This window comes from Amedibacillus sp. YH-ame6, assembly GCF_053848845.1.
Genome location: NZ_JBSPEZ010000006.1, coordinates 14,195 through 33,031, shown reverse-complemented (window position 1 = coordinate 33,031; position 18,837 = coordinate 14,195). Strand labels below are relative to the sequence as shown.

Below are 18,837 nucleotides of genomic sequence, written 5' to 3'. Positions count from 1 at the left end.
TAAAGCACTACAATTTAACATACCGAGAAGGACTCTAAAGAATCATAAATTACTAGCTACCTTATAGGATTTCAAAACTTTAAGTCCCTTTTGTTAAATTAAGCGAAATAAAATTAAATTATTTTACTTTTTTGTGCTACGATTATGGCAGGTGATGAAATATGCAAAAGAAAGCTAGTATACTTGCACTTTATGAAATTCTAAATAAACACTCGGATCAACAACATCCACTAAAAAGAAAAGAAATCGAATATCTACTTGAACTCGAATATGATTTGAAATTAGATCGAAAAACTCTACATGATCATGTAAAATTATTAAATGAATTCGGTTGTGACATCAATACACCACAAAGTATAAATGATGGTTATTACCTCAATTCTAGATTATTTGAACCAAGTGAAATCCATTTATTATGTAATGCCATATATGCGGTACACTTTATTCCACAAAAAGCTTCAAATGACTTGATTGAAAAATTATTAAATACTCAAAGCAAATATTTAAAATCAGATTTTCATCAAACTGTTTATATGAAGAATATGAGAAAAAGTCTTAATAAAGAATTTTTTCTCAATGTTGAAATTTTGATAGAAGCAATTCAAGAAAATAAACCTGTCAGTTTCAACTATATGCGCTACAATCTAAATAAAATATTGATTAACCGTAAAAATCATGAGTATATCATTCATCCATATTACATTATTTATGCAAATGAAAATTACTATCTCATATGTAATAATAATGAATATGAAGGTTTATCACATTATCGTATTGACAAGATGAAAGATATAAAAGTATTGACAGATTTACAAAGGAAATCGCTACAAAAATCATTTGATCCATATGTTTATGCAAAATCCAAAATTTATATGTATGGAGGAGAGGAAGAACGCATTACTTTAAAATGTGATTATTTTATCTTAGATAACATCATCGATAGATTTGGGAATGACGTTATACTTCAAGAATTCGATGAAAAGCATTTTCTTGCGATTATCCGGTCGTCAAAACAAGGAATCCTTTATCTATGCTTACAGTATCTTAAGTATTGCGAAGTTACTGCTCCTTTAGATTTACGTAATGAAATTCATAAAATATTAAAAGAGACTCTACAAACTTACGAGTAAAGTCTTTGTATGTTATATGATTCATCTCCCTTAACAATGTTTTTTTCTAATTCATTATGTAAATAGTTAATAATAGAACGAGTAAGAGGATCAACATGTAAGCTATTTAAAATATCAAGCAAAGATTCCATTTCAACCGTGTTTTCTTCACTTTTTAAATATGAAAAATCTATCCTTCTTACTACGGTATCATCATTATCTAGATTTACCCCATATGATCTATGGTTCTTATGATATAGGTAAATAATATTTTCATCTCGAATAAAATCATAGAAAACTGTACCAACTGGATATTCAAAATATATCTGTTCTATTAAACGTTCTTCTGCTATATTAAATTTTTTTCGTTTTTCTATTACTTTTTCATAATCCATGATTGACTTCCTCTGTTCATTCGATAGATACATAACCTTTTTATATTCATCCTCATTTTGAAATTCATAACTTTCAGAAAAATCTAAATAAAATATTGTGCCATTCAAAGAAAAAGGTTGGCAAATATGGTCTTCTCTTTTTTCAGCCTGTAAAGGATGAACATGATTAATTCGATCTTTTTGCTTATAAAGAATAAAATTTCTGCCACCTTTTTCTAATATCGCACCTACAGAGTACTTATAATGAAATATGTTTCTTGAACAATTGTATTCTAATCGAATAATTTTTTGATATTCTTCCTGTGATAATTCATAATAAAAAGATTGTACATTCTCATAAGGGATGTACCACTCCCTAGATAAATCTACATAGGAGTTTTTACCAATATCATACTGCTCTTTTTTAATTTCATAAATCATAGTTTTTGCAAGATTTCTCTTATCTTTCGATGAACAAGCATAACCAATACAACCTAAATCATTTGACTTTATAATCACGAAGGGTCTAATTCGATGACCAAAAGGTACTTTCTTCAATTTTTCTTCTTCAAGTGGCATGATACACCACATAACTGACTTTTCATTGACAGTGTATTGATCATATAATTCATTTGAAGACTGTTTCTCTAACCATAATAAACACTTTTTTTTAATATACATACTTATTAAAGTTTTAATTTTATGCACTCGCACACTTCCTTTCTTATTTAGTTATACTAAAAGAAGTGTACAAATTTTTACTCACTATTGAAATTCCTGATTATTGTTTGATCAATGATTTTATATAATTTTGTAAACCTTTATCACAACAATATACATAGCATCCCTTCATACCTCTGCTCATGAGTGTGTAATAGGTATTTAATATAATTTCCCGTGTGACTTCTTCGATTCTTCCTTTATCGTAATTCAAACCTTTTTTCATACCAAAGAATGACTTATCAGTTTTGGCTCGTGCTTTATAGTCAGTAACAATTCCATTATCGTATCTTAAATCATTACCTATGATGATTCCAACATAATCAAATTCTAGTCCTTGTACCGTATGAATGCAACCAACTTGATGGATTGAATTCTCATCAATGGCAAATGGATTTGCATTATCTAAATTCCAACTCATTTCAAAATCATCGATTTTGATATCTAATATATTAGGATTAGTTCTACCTGTCTTTGGCCAATCCCAACAATAGCCTGCAATCAGTCTTGACCTTTTGTTTTCATCATTTCTTTGCCTTATCATATCATGTAATTCACTTGGTGAATCAAATACTCTGAAATCGAAATCAATATCGCTAAAATTAAAATTTGCTGATTGTTCCATCCCTAGCATATGACGTATCCAAGAAATATAACCATCTGATCCATTACAACGAAATTGTGAAAATAAATCGACTTCTGTAATTAGAGCATGATATGAGTTCGCTTGCTTAGTGATTTCATCTATAGTTCCAAAATCTCTATAGGTGACTCTTTGAAAAGAGTCAATGAAGAAAACTGATAACAATGAAGAATTTATAATTTCTTTGATTTGATTTTCCCCCAAATTATTAAACACTCCAGATAATTTCCTCAATCTGTGGCTTTCATCTACTAAGGCAACATCAATGCAATTACTTTCGGTTAATTTATAAAAATCATCTGCATTAGTAAATAAAGAACGAACATTTTCTTGGCTTTTCTTTTTCATCTTAGAATGATATACATTTCTTGGTGCAGCATTTTTTGTTATGTACTGGCACATCAATCCTTCAGAGGTAAGTTTTGCTAATGCATTAATAGCGATCACAAACTTCCCTGTCCCAGGGCCGCCTTTCGCAATTAATCGCGTTTTTTATGATCTCTTTGGCATTTTCTTGCTAAAGATAAAATTTCCTCAAAAATAACTTTTTGATCGTCCAATAAAGTATATTCTTCATTACCTTCCATCATTGAAAGGACACAATCTTGAAGATACTTCGATGGCATTACTCTTCCATTTTCAATATCATATAAGACAACCTTATTATCACCAGCATGTAAATGATTTTTTATAAAATCTCTTAATTTTAAGATTTCACCTTGTGTAAAGATTGGAGATTTTGATATATATTCTGCATAAATGTCGTTTACAATACCTTGGTCAAGCTGCAAATCATAGTTATGTAAATATGCACATGGAAATAATTCAATTTTTTCTTTTTCAACATTTTCTATAAATTTGTTCATTGTGTCAACATATGACCATGCTTGATAACTTGGATGAACCACTTTTCTAACTGCTCTGCCAATTACTGTTTCAACCTTAGGCTCAATAATATTATTATAATCCAATAGAAGTGTCACTTGTGTCCATTGCTTTAGTTCAATAATAATGGCGCTTTTCTTTTGGTTCGCATTATACCCTGAAATTATGAAATCGACTCTCATGTTCGTACGAGGTATATTAAATTCTATTGCAATACCGCAATTATCTGGTATTTCACGATCATTGATTACCTTATACATATATTGTGTAGAGTTCTTCCATGATAGTTTCTCCTGTGCAGAAACATTTAAATTCATTTTTTCATGCAATGCTTCATCTAAAAGATATGGGATAGCATCCATTTCTATATCTTTTTGAAATTCAGCTTTAGTTCCTATATAAATTAACATATACTTCCTCCGCACATCTAAAGTTTTGTGTATTTATCAGATTTTCCTCTTGATTTTTCAACAGGATATTTTAGTTCATTTTTTTTCAATTTATCAAGCATAATTGCTTCGATATCAACATCAAGTTTATCTGCCATCAAAACACAATAATTCATTATATCTGCAAGTTCCTCACAAACATGTGTTTTATCATAATCTACATCATTCCATTGAAAGCATTCCAATAGTTCGGCTGCTTCGATAACGATAGATTTTGCCAAATTGACTGGTTCATGAAATTGATCCCAATCTCGTAATTCATTGAATGTCTTTATTTTATTGATTACATTTTTCATAGTTAACCCACCTTTTGCAATATATACATTATATCGTATAACTCTACAAATAAAAACTATAGTTTATTTACAACATCCTCTTTCAAAATACGAGTGTTATTACAAAGATTCAAATAGTTTTTATTCTCTTAAACTATATTCACTGCCAAAAACTACTTCTCTGCAACAACACATATTGTGTAATCTGACTCACTACACATAGCCCCAGCAACATCTCCAAAAAAACGAATGTTTTTAAATCCCGCTTGTTCTAAGTCGTTCTTTAACTCTTTAGATGTAAATGTATGTTCCCATACATTATAAACGAATACTTCTTCATCTTCTGTTATAACAGTATAACGATTTAAAAATGTATTCTCGTCATCATAACGATAAAAGGATTTTAATGTTAAACATAGTTTCTCATGCCAAAATCCATTTTCATTTATTTCCCAACTGTTATCTTCTGATTCATTCTTATATTTTAACGGCGTAAAAACATCGAAAATTAAGACACCATTGTGATGTAGTGTATTATACACTTTCTTTAGTAACACCTGTCTATCATTAGGAGATAGTACACCAAAATCACAATAAATAAGCGTAATAAGATTATATTTGCGAGTAAATGGATGCTTCAAATAATCCCCTAAAATATACTCTATTGTGAATCCTTTTTCTAAAGCTGAACGTCTTGCATACTCGATCGAATTTTTGGATAAATCAATACCCTCTACACAATACCCTTGTTCCCTAAACATTTCTGCATAAATTCCTGGACCACACCCCAAATCCAACAAGTTTGGATATTCCGTTACAGGAACTATGTGAGCTATCCATTCAACGGATCTTTTTACAAACTCTCGATTACGAGTTGCTGAATCTAAGGATGTGTCTAAATGTGCTTCTAACATTTGCTTGGATATATATGGATCATCCCATATATTCCTACTTGTTTGCTCATATAATTCAGGTTTTCTAGTTAATATTTCAAATATTTTTTTCATTTTCTTGTCCTTTCTATAACTGTATGGCAAATATAGTAAATAAAAAAACTGCAGAAAATCCACAGTTCGTTAGAAAAATCTAGAGTAACGTGGTTTTCATAAATAATCTGTTGCATTACAATAAGACCTATCTTTAATAGGTAAAATCAAATACAAATTTTGATTATTTAAGTTTTCCACGTTTCACTTATACTACTGAATATGTAGCATCAAGTGCGCCGGACAAGATCAACTCCTCATATAGTTACCATATAAGAATTATACCGTACATGCATAAAGATTCCAATATATTTTTTAAACCCTTATTTTCCTAAGCATCTATTAGTTCACTTAACTTCATAAGCTTACAACCTTTGTTTTCATAATACTTCAACATTTCATCGATTTTCCGTTTATCATAACTAGTAATACAATCTGATAAGATATTTACTTCATAGCCTGCCTTTCGCATATTAAAGGTAGTTGATTTCACACATATAAAAGCATCTGCACCTGTTATAAAGAATTCACTAATACCATTTTTATTTATAAAGTCTACAAACTCCTCACTCGTTAATGCATTACTCTTTGATTTTTCAAAAACATGATTTGATACAATGTTCAAACCTGTAGCTAACTCAGATCCAACAGTATTGGGTTTGAACGTTCTTGTGCCAGCTGATAAATTAAAATGTCTTATATAAACTACTGGAATTTTGTTTTTAACTGCCCAATCTATAGACTGGTTGATATTGCCTAATATTTCTTTGTAATTCTTTGTCATATCATTTTGAATATCTATTACTACTAATGCTTTTTCTGTCATATTGACCTCTCCTTATAAATGGATAACATCACATCTACGTGTGACTACCATTCGTTAACATATTTGATGCCTTTGTTCTTCATATGTTAACTCCATCATACCATTTATAACTTGCAAAGCCGTGTCATGTTTTATATTTATCTGCTATTTTTCTTACTCTTTCTGATATGATATCGCGTATACTTCGAGGAGAAATAACTTCTACTTTCTCACCACATGAAAGAACATAGCGAAATAATAGTTCATTATTGGGCATCCGTGTCTCTACTATTAAATTCCCATCTTCTCTTACTGTTACCTCTTCATCGAATTTCTCATATACTTGAACGGACATGCTTTTATCAAATAAAAGCGTTACTTTGACCATGTCCATTTCAAACTTTTCGGATCTTGAAAAAATCCCCTCTGGTACCGCTCGTACATATCCATCATCTTTCATAACCAAATTCTTAATGCGTGTTAGCTTGAAAAAACGATAATCATCTCTCATACAACAGAATCCGTATAAGTACCAATCATAGGACTTGAATACCAACTTCAATGGTTCCACTAAACGCTCAACAGCTTCTCCTTTTCCATTGTAATATTGAAAGGATACTTTCTTACTCTTGAAAATTGCACTTTGTAGTGTATGAAAAACTTCTTTTCTCGCACCAGTTTTTGTCCAACTTGAAAAATCAAATTCAAACCAGTTTGTATCTTGTTTTTGAAACACACTACTTAACTTTGATAGTAATACACTTGTATTATCATCTTCCACCATTCTAATTCCCTGTAATGCCATAATGATTTGTTTTTGTTCTTCTTCACTAAGGATAGATTTATTCAATACAAATTTATCTTGAATAAAAATTCCTCCTCCTTTTCCCTGTGTAGCATATATAGGTATACCAGCAGAACTTAGAATATCGATATCTCTATATATCGTTCTCACTGACACTTCAAAATGCTTTGCTAGTTCTGGGGCAGTCATATTCCCTTTTTCTAACAAAAGATACACCATTTGAAAATATCTATTATCCTTCATAAAAACACGCTCCCTTACTTCATGCATTGAACTTGACATGAGTGGTCATGTTTTAATCATACTATTATAAGTATAGATAATCAATTTAAAAGTTGTTCAAATGAAAAGAGCTAAAATTTATATATAAAATCTTAACTTTGATTTTCATCAATCTCTCTTAAATACGAAAGCCATTTTCTTATACTTCCGTTTTTAAAAAAGCTCAATAATGTTCCTTCACACATTCGATCTGCTCGTATTATACCTAACAATAGAGCAAGTACACAACGTTCATCAATGTTTGATAAATCAGCTTCTTTCATTGACTCACTAGACCACTCGATACCATAACTTTCAAGGATATCGCAATATCGTTTGAGATTCAAATTTGGATATGTTTCCACAAATTTATAAATATCTTTTTCAAAGTCTATTATCATTTTGAAATAACTTACAAAAGGCATTTGGATAGGATTATCTATAGTCCCTTCATTTTTATCATCTATAACCCACTCGCCAAAATTGTCATCATCAATATAGTTAATATATTTCGTTAACTCATTATATTTACCCATTACATTTGACCTCCATAGCTACTTATTAACATGAAAGTATGAATAACTTCATCTCTACTTATATTCATAGCATACTATCTAATACAAGGATTCAGCTTATTTTTCTATACCATGTACTTGACATCATTGGAAGTTCCTCCTTCAAATTCTGCATAGTACACTAGTTTATTTTGGTTTTCAAATGGAATAAACACTTCGTTTATTCATTCATCTTTCGTAAATCTTCCAACATACGATTTCCAACCTTAGATTGACGGCTTTCAAATTCTGCTCGATTTGTTTTTGCGATAAAATTCAATTCATTTTGTAATTCCCTAGCGGACATACGACGAGCACCTTGTGCACTTACAATAAGTTGTTCTAATGCATCGGAAGTTGCAACAGTAATATTGTACTTCTCTGCAAGTTCATGTGTTGTTTTTTCAATATAGCTATCTGCCGTTTGGGCAGTCTTTGTATAAACGATATAAATACTTCCATTATAATATTCTTTCTGCATGCGCTCTGGTACGTTATACGCATCGAACACAAGGATCAATACACATTTCTTATACCCTTGGAAACTACTCATATAATGTGTTAATTGATTCCGAGCAGCATCTAGATTTTCACGTGCTATCTCTTTTAAATTTTCCCAATCATATATGATATTGTAACCATCTACAATAAAACATTGTGGCTTTGTTTCATTTGCTTGAATTGTCCGCTCATCAAGTGCTACACGCTTTTCTTTTACTCTTGGTTTTACTTCCCCATAGGTCATGCGCATGACGCGTTCCACCTCCGCATCATCAACATGATAGTTGCGTTGTTTTACTACTTGAGATTGTATGCTAAGTGGTGTCCAACATGCCTTTACATGCATATGGTCATAGACTTCATTCCATGGTACATAAAATCCTGATCCATGTGCACAAAATATAGAACCAGTTGGATGCTCTATATCTCGTTCACTATCATAGGCAATTTCTTCTATGATATCCTGTGTATGACTGCATTCTTCATACCCCTGTAAACGACATACAAGTTTTCCTTTTCCTTTGGTATATGCATGCAACTCCATTTGATAGTTTTGCATAGCGGATACTGGTGCACTTCCTTGTAGTGTTACACTTTGTTCATCTTCTTTTACAATTTCATAGGAAGCGTAGCGCATTTGTATATCGTGCATTGCCTTACTCAAATGTTGACGAGGTACTTCTAAGCGAAAGGAATAATATGGTTCAAGTAATATACTTGTTGTTGATTTCAAGCCTTGCCGTATAGCACGGTAAGTTGCTTGTCGAAAATCACCACCCTCTGTATGTTTTAAGTGCGCTTTACCACCGATCAATGTTATTTTTATATCTGTAATATTTGAACCTGTAAGAACTCCAATATGTTCTTTTTCTTGTAAGTGTGAAAGCACTAAGCGTTGCCACTGTCTAGGTAATACGTCTTGAGAACATGTTGTTTCAAATACCATTCCGCTATTTCTTGGAAGAGGCTCTAATAATACATGTACCTCCGCATAATGGCGAAGTGGTTCAAAATGACCAACACCTTCGATAGCTTTTGTGATAGTTTCTTTATATACAACGCTACCTTGATCAAAGGAAACATCTATGTTCACTCTTTCCTTTATCCGTTGTTTCAATACTTCGATTTGAATCTCCCCCATAAATTGTATTGTTATTTCTTGATGAGCTTCTTGAAAGTGTACACACAATTGTGGATCTTCTTCTGCCAATAACAAGAACTGTTTATACATATTGGAAATATCACAACCTTTTGGTAGGAGTACTTTATAGTTTAAATAAGATGTCAATACAGCTGGTGATGCATCGCTCTGTATTCCAAAACCTTCTCCGACAACAACATGCTTTAATCCCTTAACTGCACACACTTGCCCTGCGACAACTTCATTTACCACTTGATATTTACTTCCCGAGTACAAGCGAATCTGATCCACTTTCTCTAAAGCGTTCACTTTTTCTTTTGCTTGTAAGATACCTCCAGTAATCTTCATATGGGTCAGCTTATTACCTTGTTCATCTCGTGTGATTTTGTATACTTTCGCACCAAATTCTTCTGAATATACTTTCGTATCGGTAAAGCAGTGCAGCGCATCTAACAATGCTTCCACACCATCCATTTTTAATGCAGAACCAAAAAAGCAGGGGAATATATGTCGCTTTGCAATATGTTTACGAATGGAGTCTTGTGCTATTGTAGCATTCGCTATGTATTCATTCAAAAGTAGATCATCACAAAGTGAAATACGCTCCATCCAATCCTCATCCTGTGATGTAAAATCGATACAGGATGCATGAATCTTCTGTTCCAATTCCCTCATCATATGCGTGTTATCAGCATGAGCGATATCCATCTTATTTATAAAAATAAACGTTGGAATTTGGTAATGTTGTAGCAAATTCCATATCGTTTCACTATGCACTTGAACTCCATCTAGAGCACTAATGACCATAATAGCATAATCAATAACTTGTAAAGTTCGTTCCATTTCTGTAGAAAAATCAACATGCCCAGGTGTATCTAATAAGGTATACCTTGTATTCTCCCATTGTAGCATGGCCTGTTTCGAATAAATGGTGATACCACGATTTCGCTCTTGTTCATCATAATCTAAAAAAGCATCTTTATGATCGACTCTTCCTATTTTGCGTATTGTACCACTCTTATATAGCATGCTCTCAGATAATGTTGTTTTACCTGCATCTACATGTGCTAAGGTACCAATAATTAAATTTCTCATCTGCTCACTCTTTTCATATGTATATTATAACAGTCTCTTTCTTAAAACTCATTCTTAATTAATTAAAAACGCTCGCTTATACAATAAGACACATCATTAGTTAAATTTCTTTAGTTCCATTTTCTTTTAAGCTTTGGTAGTGCCTTGCTGAATTCTGTTCTTGAACAGTATTCCCATGTTTACCAAAAAGTTCTTTTAATTGCCAACCTGCTACGATTGCATTTTACAAAAAAGCTAGTCTTTCTGTTGATTCAGATATAGGCTGTGTAGCATTTGTTCAGTTCTCACCACAATAAGCAAAAACGCCCTGCTGAATACATCGTTCAAAAGAGCGTTTGTTTATTTTGCTTGTTATGAATATCGTTTGTCTACTCAACATCAATGACATTATTTTCTATGATTTCTTGTTCTAATTTAATACCTTTTTCTAGCATAAAATCAATAACAGGATGGGAATACAGTTCTTTCAACTTTGATAGTCTTGCCCTATCATTTTGTGTTAATGGCTTGGCATATTCTATATATTGTTGTAAGGTAGCTATATCCATTTTATATGTTTTAAAAGGGATTTTCGTTTTTTTACATAAATCTAAGTATATGTAAAATCCTCCTGCATCGATATCTCCAAAATGATAGTAGGGAACCTTATCTTTTAAAATACTATAAATATTAAATAAGAAGTTCCGTCTTATTGCATTATGATATCCACCTAAATATATCAATAAAGAATCTTTTACTTCCATATCATAAAAAGATGTTAAGTTTTCAATTGTGATTACTTTCGATGCGTGAATGCTATGGATTTTTAATGAAGATATGTTTTCACTTGAAATAGCGAAAGCATAATTAAGTTCTTTTAGATCAATGATTTGACCTCTAATTTGGATCACCATATTACCTTTAATATATACGTAAGAAGGATTCTTTAATATATTATAAAATGCGAAAGCTTCATCTGCATCTTCAATATCTTGTTGATAAAAATCTCGTATTATAAAAAATATCCTTTGCTTGTATTGTTCTAATTTTTTTGAATCATGAAAAACCTGAATTGAAAATTTCCGAAATGATATTTCTTGATTCAGATTATGCATCGCCTTTAAAATTGAGATTACATCATTTAAGCATGTAACAGAATTCTTATCAACATAAGGTGAAGTTGTCTCATAGGATTGAATCGCATCATAGATATGTTTTAAAAAGGTATACAAATATGAATTCTCCATTTCCTTCTTAACTATATTCAAAAGAGTTTCATTCGTTGTTTCCAATTTATCTCTTTTTAAGAATGCATATATCTTATTGATACTGTCCTCTTCTTGGTTTAATGCTATCTCTTTATTTCCAAATTCCCAACTTCTGCCTTTCATAATAAAGCCATCTTGCAAAAGTTCAACTATATTTTTCTCAATTTCTTCTGTTATTAGATAATAATTGCTTTTTCCATAATCTGAAAACATTTTTCTTAGTGCAATTGCAATTCTACGTTTTTTTGTCGTCTTCCCTTGTACAAAGGAACTCGATTCATATCGATTGATAAAAGAAGACAAAATTATTTCCTTATAATTCATCATCGCGAACCACTTCTATAAAGGATTGATTTCCTTGTTTAATGACTAGTAAGCGCGTATTTACATAGGGAATGATTGTACTTGCACGTGATGGCGGAACAGCTATAAATGTTTGAATTTCGCGATCGTTATAAAACTTTATCATTTCTTGTATACGTTGCTCATCCATATTATTAAAGGCTTCATCAAAGATAACAACACAGCCGAAATCTTCATCCGTATTACGAACATTGATAATTTGTTCAAAACTGGCAGCCATAATTACATAGAAAGGTGTTTGTGTTTCCCCACCAGATTTCTCTTTATTAACTTTGGAAAAATAAGCAAATTCTCCATTACTATAATTTATCTTAATGTCATAATCGAGATAGTTGCGATAGTCAGTATATGCTTGTAACATTTTCTCGGTTTCTTTATCATTATCAGAGTTCGCGAGCTTTGCAAATAATTCATCCATAATTCTTCTTTGGGAATCATCCAATGTTTCAGAAAGTAGATCATTTGCCATATAATTTTTTCCGTTTTGGATAATCTTGTAATATTCTCTAAAGTGATCTTTTGTTGTTGGATTCACACAAAACTCATATGTTTCCCCATTGAAATCTCTCTTCATTAATCCCTTATTTAAAGTGTTAATGTCATTCTTAGCGTTTGAAATTTTTTCATTCAAGCCTGAAATGAAAGAAGTTTTAAAAGACTCTTCACACTTTAATTTGGCAAGACGTGTCTTTTCTTTTTTATCCAAAATATCCAAATCACGTAATAAATGATATCTTGAAATATAAGATTCTGTTGCATATAGAGAATTTTCAAAACCAATATTAAATTCAATATTGTATTTGTTCATTTCATTCACAATATCACTTTCATATCTTGCTACATATTTTAAACAATCACTTTTGTTTTTTTCGATATCCTGTTGTATAAGTTTATAATTTCTTGAAAACTTTTTTTCGTACGCAACAATATTATCATCTGCTATTTGAGTTGAATCTAAATGATCCATTTCATATTCCATAATTGCTTCATGTAAAGTAAATTGATTGTTTTTATTTTGTTCAATATCATGTTCTAATTGAACTTTCTTGCTTTTTATATCACCATTATGTTCGGATATGCTCGTTCTCATTTTCTTTGTATCCTCAAATGCTTTTGAAACTTTATCATGCTCTTCTTGTATAGCAAAAATAGAATCATCAATTTTAAGTTTTGAGATTCTCTGTTTAACATCTTCCATTTGCTTTACAATATTTTGATAAATATCTACAAGCTGTATTTGAAAAATCAATTTATCTACTTTTGACTCTTGTAATTTTTTTAATGTGCTTTCAAGTGCTTGATATTCTAACATCAAGCTATTAATGCTATCTTTCGCAATGTGTATTTCTTCCTCTAACATCTTCTTTTGAATTTTAATTGCACCTATCCCAATAAATGGAGTTCGATATATATTAGGGTTCAAAGCACGCACAGTGTAATTTTTATAAAGCATAACCGTTTTGGTAATTGCAGATGTATGTTGTCGTAATAATTTGGTGTCTTCTACACAAACAATGCTTTTCAACAACATATTTACATACCATTGAGCAAATGTATTTTTGCATGAAACATGCTGTAATAATGTATTCCCCGCTTCCACTTCTGAATATTTTGATAATTTAGCGACGTCTACAATACCAACACCAAATATACCCTGTTTACTCTTATACTCTTCATAAACTAAAGTTGCATATTCAAAATATTCTGGATCTAGAATGATATCAAACCGTTGAGTATTCAAGTAGCCTTCTAGCGCATTTCTCCATTCTTCATTTTTCACTTCGATATATTCACAAAGAGGTTTTACATCAATTTGTTTTCCAAAATGTTGAAACAACTTATCCTTTAACAAATCAATTAATTGTTGTACTTCTCTCTTGTAAGATAAACGATTATCCTTTAGTGCCTGATAACGTTTTACACTGGAATTATACTGCTCTTTTTCAATTTCAATTACTCTGCCTTTTTCACTATATTCTTTTGATAATTCACTGTTTTTCTCAGTAACATAGTTTTTAATATCTTGTAGATAAAGCGAAAGTTGATCTGTGCAATAATTCTTTTGGTTAATATAGTCGCTAAATGATTTTTGAACTTTTAGTTGCTTACATAATTTTGCTTCATTCTCTAACTCATGTATTGTTTCAAAATATGCATGTGAATTCTTCTTTTCTTCAATTTTGAGCTCATTATATTCTTTTTCTAGAACTTCCTTTTGTTTATAAGCTTCATTTTGATTCAGTAAATTTTTAAGATTATCAAGTTGTCTAAAATATGTTTCATAGTTATGATCTAGTTCAACTAGTCTACGTTCACATGTCGTAATATCTTGTGTAAGTTTTGCTACTTCTTGAGTATCCACTTTAATTGAATGAAGCAATTGCTTTTCTCGTACTTTCTCAATTGTAAAAGTAAGTGTATCAATTTCAACTTTTAACTTATGATATTCATTGATTCTATCATTGATATCACTAAGATGATTACATTCATTTTCTGTTATTTTTAATTGCTCCTCTAAGCGCTTATAGTCTTGTATACTAAAGCGTAAATTCTGTATATCAACAAAATCTTCTTTTAAAAGGAAATCCAGGATAAACTGATAAACATTATCGATTGCTTTAAATGCCAATGCTCTTGTGACCAAGTCAAAGTATTTTTGTTTGACTCCTAATGCATTTGCAAATAGATTTTTAGCATCTCCAATACCGTTTTTGAAAAGAGCAATCTGTCCATTTTCTGTAAGGCACTGCTTAAATTGACTGCGTGTTAAGACTTTGTTTTCTTTTACAAATGTAATTTCGTCAACTTTTGTATGATTAATTTGAAAGAAATCACGGTTAGGCTTTTGCTGTCCTGTACTTAAATCCAAGGCTACTCCAATCGTTTGATAGGTGCGAATTTTCTCATCATAAAACTCCAAAGCGACATAGGTCGACACATCACCATTTCTTAAGTACTCTTTACCTTCAACCCCACTTTTACAACGCATATATGATTCTATCGTTCTTTTTCCATTATCCCCAACCGCAGAATTGAACTTGCATTGAGCGAGCGTCAATACATATTGCATCGCATCAAGTACTGTCGATTTGCCTGTTCCATTTTCTCCTGTAAATAACGTGTTTTTATGGATTGGAAAGCTTTCATTTAAAAATGTATGCCAATTAATCAGATTCACTTTCGTCAATGTTTTCATCTTCATCCCCCTTTTTATAAGTATTAATTTTATTTGTGATATCTTCTATCGTTGAAATAGGTAAGACGTAATTTATAGTAGGATATATAATAAGTCGCGTTTCATCCTCATTTAACTCACCGATTCTTTCACATATATTGTACTTTGATAAGAAACTATAGACATCTTTTAATTCCGTTTTATTAATACGTTTATCATAAAGGCCAGTGGCTTCAATTTCCGCATGCAATTCACCAACACTGATATTAATAAAGTCTGAATCCTGAAGTTCTTGTGATTTTTGAAAATACAATTTTCTTAACAACAATAAAACAACTGAGTATAATTGGGTTAAAATCATATGATTATAATTACGATTACTGCTTATATAAGCCACTTGATCAACCTTATTTAAAATGAAGCGATAATCAATGATCGTAAAAAAATCATGGAATAGTTTTTCATAACTACTAATATAATAAAAATCATTACGATCTTTTTTTCTTCCGCCACATAAAAAATTAACAGCTAATAAACGATTTGTTATCCTGGAAAACTCTTCTTTTTTCGTATCTGATAATGTTTCATATTCACGCAATATTTCATGCATTGTCTCATTTTTAGTCATTTACTTTACCTCTCGAATGATAAATTCTCTAAATTCATAGTTATTTTTCTTTACACTATAATCCATTGGTTCAATTTGATATTTTGCCATTTTACTATAACCATATAGCCATGCAAGTATCAATGTGGATATGTCGTCTTGTTCTTCTAAAAATTGTGACCCACGGATTTCTGCATTTACTTTTAATGAATTTAATACACAAGTTTCAATTGCATTTTTTGTATATTTTTTTCCTTGTTTTAAAATTTGCAGGGCCTTCTTCTTGGTTTGCTCATCCAATTCAATTAAATTTATTTCTTCAACCTCAAACTTCTTGTTTACTCGCCTCGTTGTGTATAACGAATCCCTATCTAATATTTTATTCATAGAAAATGCATTGACCTCATCCAGCAAATTCTCATTTTTTTGACTTGCTTTTATAATATTATTGATTTTTCCGCTTATATCTTCTTTCACACTTATTAAAAACATAATACGATTAGTTGCTGATGATACAAAACGCTCATTCTTTTTACTTATCTCATTGATTAAATCTAAAATATTTTCAAATGCATCAATGATATAATCTGTCTGCTCTATGAATAAATCACTTGCTGCTTCATAGTTTATCTCCTTATTGACCATATAATTTCTAACGATAGTATCCACTGCATTATCATCCATGCGCAAACTATGTATTTGTGAAATAATGCTATTTCTATATTTTAAAGGATGATCTCTTGTTGTCAAATTATAGAAGGCTCGATCAACTATTTTAAGTTGATATTCACTCAGCAAAGAATCCAGCAACTCATTTAGATTATTCTTCATGTTATCTTTTAACAACCTTTTGATGTAGCGTTTGATATTTGTATTCAAGTTTTTCAACTTTGTAATTAACTCTTTTGTCATAGCATATTGCGCATCTAATATCTTATGTCCATTTATAACGTCGAAATTTGCAAAAGCTGAATATATGTTATAAACCATACTTGAATATTCGACATCTCTTTCTTTATCCAATCCAAGTAATGCCTCAATGATAATCATTGCATAATCTTCAAAACTTGCATAAATTTGGTAATTATCCTCAATTGATTCATTCAACCATCCGCACTCTCTTAATCTTTTGTATACGTACAAGGCTCTATCTTTTGGTTGTACACATTCAATATCACCAAAGTTAACAATATGGGTAGCAAAATATTGACTAAGCTCAAAAATTATATTCTCTTTTAGTGCCGCAAAAGACGCATCATTTTTTATATAGTCATACAATACAAATAGACAATCACTCATCACTTGTTTATTTGATGTATTATTGAATAGATTGAAAAAATTTAAAGGTAGTGTGTCATAAATATTATTCATCGCAATCCCTTCCCCTCTTAATTTAACTACTTTTTAAGTATTATCATGCATATTTTATCATATTTAAAGGTATATAAAAAGATGTATTCATAGTCTTTGTCTTATATTCCCTATTGTAAAATGAAGGTGGAATTATAAAAGCAACATAAAAGCTCATAAATACAGTATACTTAGTTCACCACAAAGAAAGTAGGTAGTATTTATGAGCCAAACTAAGTTTAACATTTTCAAAGATAAATATAAACACTTATCATCTTTTCAACTCGAAACATTGTTAATTCCCTTTCGCAGCACTATGCTTTACACAAGGGAAAAATCAGAAATACTGGCAGAACAGCCCTAGTGAAATCAATTGCTTCAGATACTGGTACCACTGTTTCAAATATTTATTCCATCATAATCGATGCAAAAGTAGACATCATGAAATCGAACCTTACCATTGTTAGTACGTTATCATCTGAGGCTGCATTTAACCGTCGAAGTCGTAAACATGTACAATCAAATATTTCTATATTAATCAAAGCAGAACAATTTATAAACATCGTTATAAACGAAGTAAAAGCAAAAAAATTATCTTCTATTGATGAAGTTATTCATGACCTTATTTTGAACAGAGCAGATGAAATTCAAGGAATGTCTACCGTTTGTACAAAAACCTTTTATCACTACGTTCACCAAGGGAAAATGCCTCTTATGCCTTTGGATCTCCCGCGCATGTGTAGCAGAAGAAACAGAATTAAAAAAACATACATTCCTAAAGCACAAAAGGGTACATCTATCACAGAACGTCCTTTTGACCCTAAGGACAGAATCGAGTTTGGACACTGGGAGGGAGACTTGATTGTTGGTGGCCGTGAGGGCGGTAGTGGGGCTCTTCTAACGTTGTTGGAAAGGAAAACAAGAATGTATTACATGATTCCTCTTTCTAACAAAACCGCAAAGCAAGTATATATGAAAATCAATATCTTAGAAAAACTATTTGGCTCTTCGTTTTCTAAAGTTTTCAAGTCTATAACCTTTGATAATGGAGGTGAGTTTGCAAGACATAAGGATATTGAAAAAAGACCAACTGCAAAAGAAAAACGAACAACCGTTTACTTTGGTAGACCTTATAGATCTTGCGACCGTGCAAGCAATGAAAACTGTAATGGACTTGTTCGTTACTTCATCCCAAAGGGTCACGCTATCAACACAATCTCTAATTCAACAATTCAACATTATAACGATCAAATCAATGACAAAAAGCGTAAAATATTAGGATATAAATCTGCAAAATCCTTATTTAATTTAGAAATACAAAATATATTAGAATTATCTTGATTTTCTTCATTCGTATATTTATTTTGAGTTAATTCCACTTTCTACTTGCAATTCAGGTCCTATGAAAAAAGATTGTATCTCTACAAGCTCCTTTATGCTAGCACGAAATTTTCTAATGATTTCATACATACTATTTTACTTTCCATAAATA

Annotated in this window: 15 protein-coding genes; 2 read left to right on the top strand and 13 right to left on the bottom strand. The window is 31.0% G+C overall.

The window, feature by feature from the left end:
* Positions 1 to 161: 161 nt before the first annotated feature.
* Complete coding sequence (locus tag ACWG0P_RS05945; RefSeq protein ID WP_455800948.1) at positions 162 to 1,130, top strand: helix-turn-helix transcriptional regulator; 969 nt, start codon at positions 162 to 164, stop codon at positions 1,128 to 1,130.
* Here ACWG0P_RS05945 and ACWG0P_RS05940 read toward each other — a convergent pair.
* From ACWG0P_RS05940 to ACWG0P_RS05880, 13 genes are all read right to left on the bottom strand, one after another.
* Positions 1,121 to 2,191 carry a hypothetical protein gene (locus ACWG0P_RS05940; protein ID WP_455800947.1) on the bottom strand — a complete coding sequence of 357 codons (1,071 nt, stop codon included), beginning with the start codon at positions 2,189 to 2,191 and terminating at the stop codon, positions 1,121 to 1,123. The two genes, ACWG0P_RS05945 and ACWG0P_RS05940, sit on opposite strands and share 10 nt — an antisense overlap.
* 73 nt (positions 2,192 to 2,264) lie before the next feature.
* Positions 2,265 to 3,293, bottom strand: coding sequence for a DNA/RNA helicase domain-containing protein (locus ACWG0P_RS05935; RefSeq protein WP_455800946.1), 1,029 nt, complete (start codon positions 3,291 to 3,293; stop codon positions 2,265 to 2,267).
* A gap of 32 nt (positions 3,294 to 3,325) precedes the next feature.
* A complete protein-coding gene (locus ACWG0P_RS05930; RefSeq protein WP_455800945.1) occupies positions 3,326 to 4,141 on the bottom strand; it encodes a hypothetical protein in 816 nt (271 codons plus the stop codon).
* Positions 4,142 to 4,158: 17 nt separating this feature from the next.
* Positions 4,159 to 4,476 carry a nucleotide pyrophosphohydrolase gene (locus tag ACWG0P_RS05925; RefSeq protein WP_455800944.1) on the bottom strand — a complete coding sequence of 106 codons (318 nt, stop codon included), beginning with the start codon at positions 4,474 to 4,476 and terminating at the stop codon, positions 4,159 to 4,161.
* 152 nt (positions 4,477 to 4,628) lie between these two features.
* Entirely contained in the window at positions 4,629 to 5,462 is an 834-nt protein-coding gene (locus ACWG0P_RS05920; RefSeq protein ID WP_455800943.1) for a class I SAM-dependent methyltransferase, read from the bottom strand.
* 310 nt (positions 5,463 to 5,772) lie between these two features.
* Positions 5,773 to 6,267 carry a cysteine hydrolase family protein gene (locus tag ACWG0P_RS05915; protein WP_455800942.1) on the bottom strand — a complete coding sequence of 165 codons (495 nt, stop codon included), beginning with the start codon at positions 6,265 to 6,267 and terminating at the stop codon, positions 5,773 to 5,775.
* A 124-nt stretch (positions 6,268 to 6,391) separates the two neighbouring features.
* Complete coding sequence (locus ACWG0P_RS05910; protein WP_455800941.1) at positions 6,392 to 7,294, bottom strand: helix-turn-helix transcriptional regulator; 903 nt, start codon at positions 7,292 to 7,294, stop codon at positions 6,392 to 6,394.
* Positions 7,295 to 7,425: 131 nt separating this feature from the next.
* On the bottom strand, positions 7,426 to 7,848 hold the full coding sequence (locus tag ACWG0P_RS05905; RefSeq protein WP_455800940.1) for a DUF6508 domain-containing protein: 423 nt from the start codon (positions 7,846 to 7,848) through the stop codon (positions 7,426 to 7,428).
* A gap of 199 nt (positions 7,849 to 8,047) precedes the next feature.
* Positions 8,048 to 10,603: an NYN domain-containing protein gene (locus ACWG0P_RS05900; protein ID WP_455800939.1), complete on the bottom strand. Its 2,556-nt coding sequence runs from the start codon at positions 10,601 to 10,603 to the stop codon at positions 8,048 to 8,050.
* A 368-nt stretch (positions 10,604 to 10,971) separates the two neighbouring features.
* Positions 10,972 to 12,177, bottom strand: coding sequence for a Wadjet anti-phage system protein JetD domain-containing protein (locus ACWG0P_RS05895; protein ID WP_455800938.1), 1,206 nt, complete (start codon positions 12,175 to 12,177; stop codon positions 10,972 to 10,974).
* Positions 12,164 to 15,409: an ATP-binding protein gene (locus ACWG0P_RS05890; protein WP_455800937.1), complete on the bottom strand. Its 3,246-nt coding sequence runs from the start codon at positions 15,407 to 15,409 to the stop codon at positions 12,164 to 12,166. The genes ACWG0P_RS05895 and ACWG0P_RS05890 overlap by 14 nt, the downstream gene beginning before the upstream one ends.
* Complete coding sequence (locus ACWG0P_RS05885) at positions 15,378 to 15,998, bottom strand: DUF4194 domain-containing protein (RefSeq protein ID WP_455800936.1); 621 nt, start codon at positions 15,996 to 15,998, stop codon at positions 15,378 to 15,380. The genes ACWG0P_RS05890 and ACWG0P_RS05885 overlap by 32 nt, the downstream gene beginning before the upstream one ends.
* Before the next feature lie 18 nt (positions 15,999 to 16,016).
* Entirely contained in the window at positions 16,017 to 17,366 is a 1,350-nt protein-coding gene (locus tag ACWG0P_RS05880) for a Wadjet anti-phage system protein JetA family protein (RefSeq protein ID WP_455800935.1), read from the bottom strand.
* A gap of 342 nt (positions 17,367 to 17,708) precedes the next feature.
* On the opposite strand from ACWG0P_RS05880, the gene ACWG0P_RS05875 reads away from it, so the two are divergent.
* Positions 17,709 to 18,686 (top strand): IS30 family transposase, encoded by a 978-nt coding sequence (locus ACWG0P_RS05875; protein WP_455800934.1) that lies wholly within the window; start codon positions 17,709 to 17,711, stop codon positions 18,684 to 18,686.
* The last annotated feature ends 151 nt before the right edge of the window (positions 18,687 to 18,837 follow it).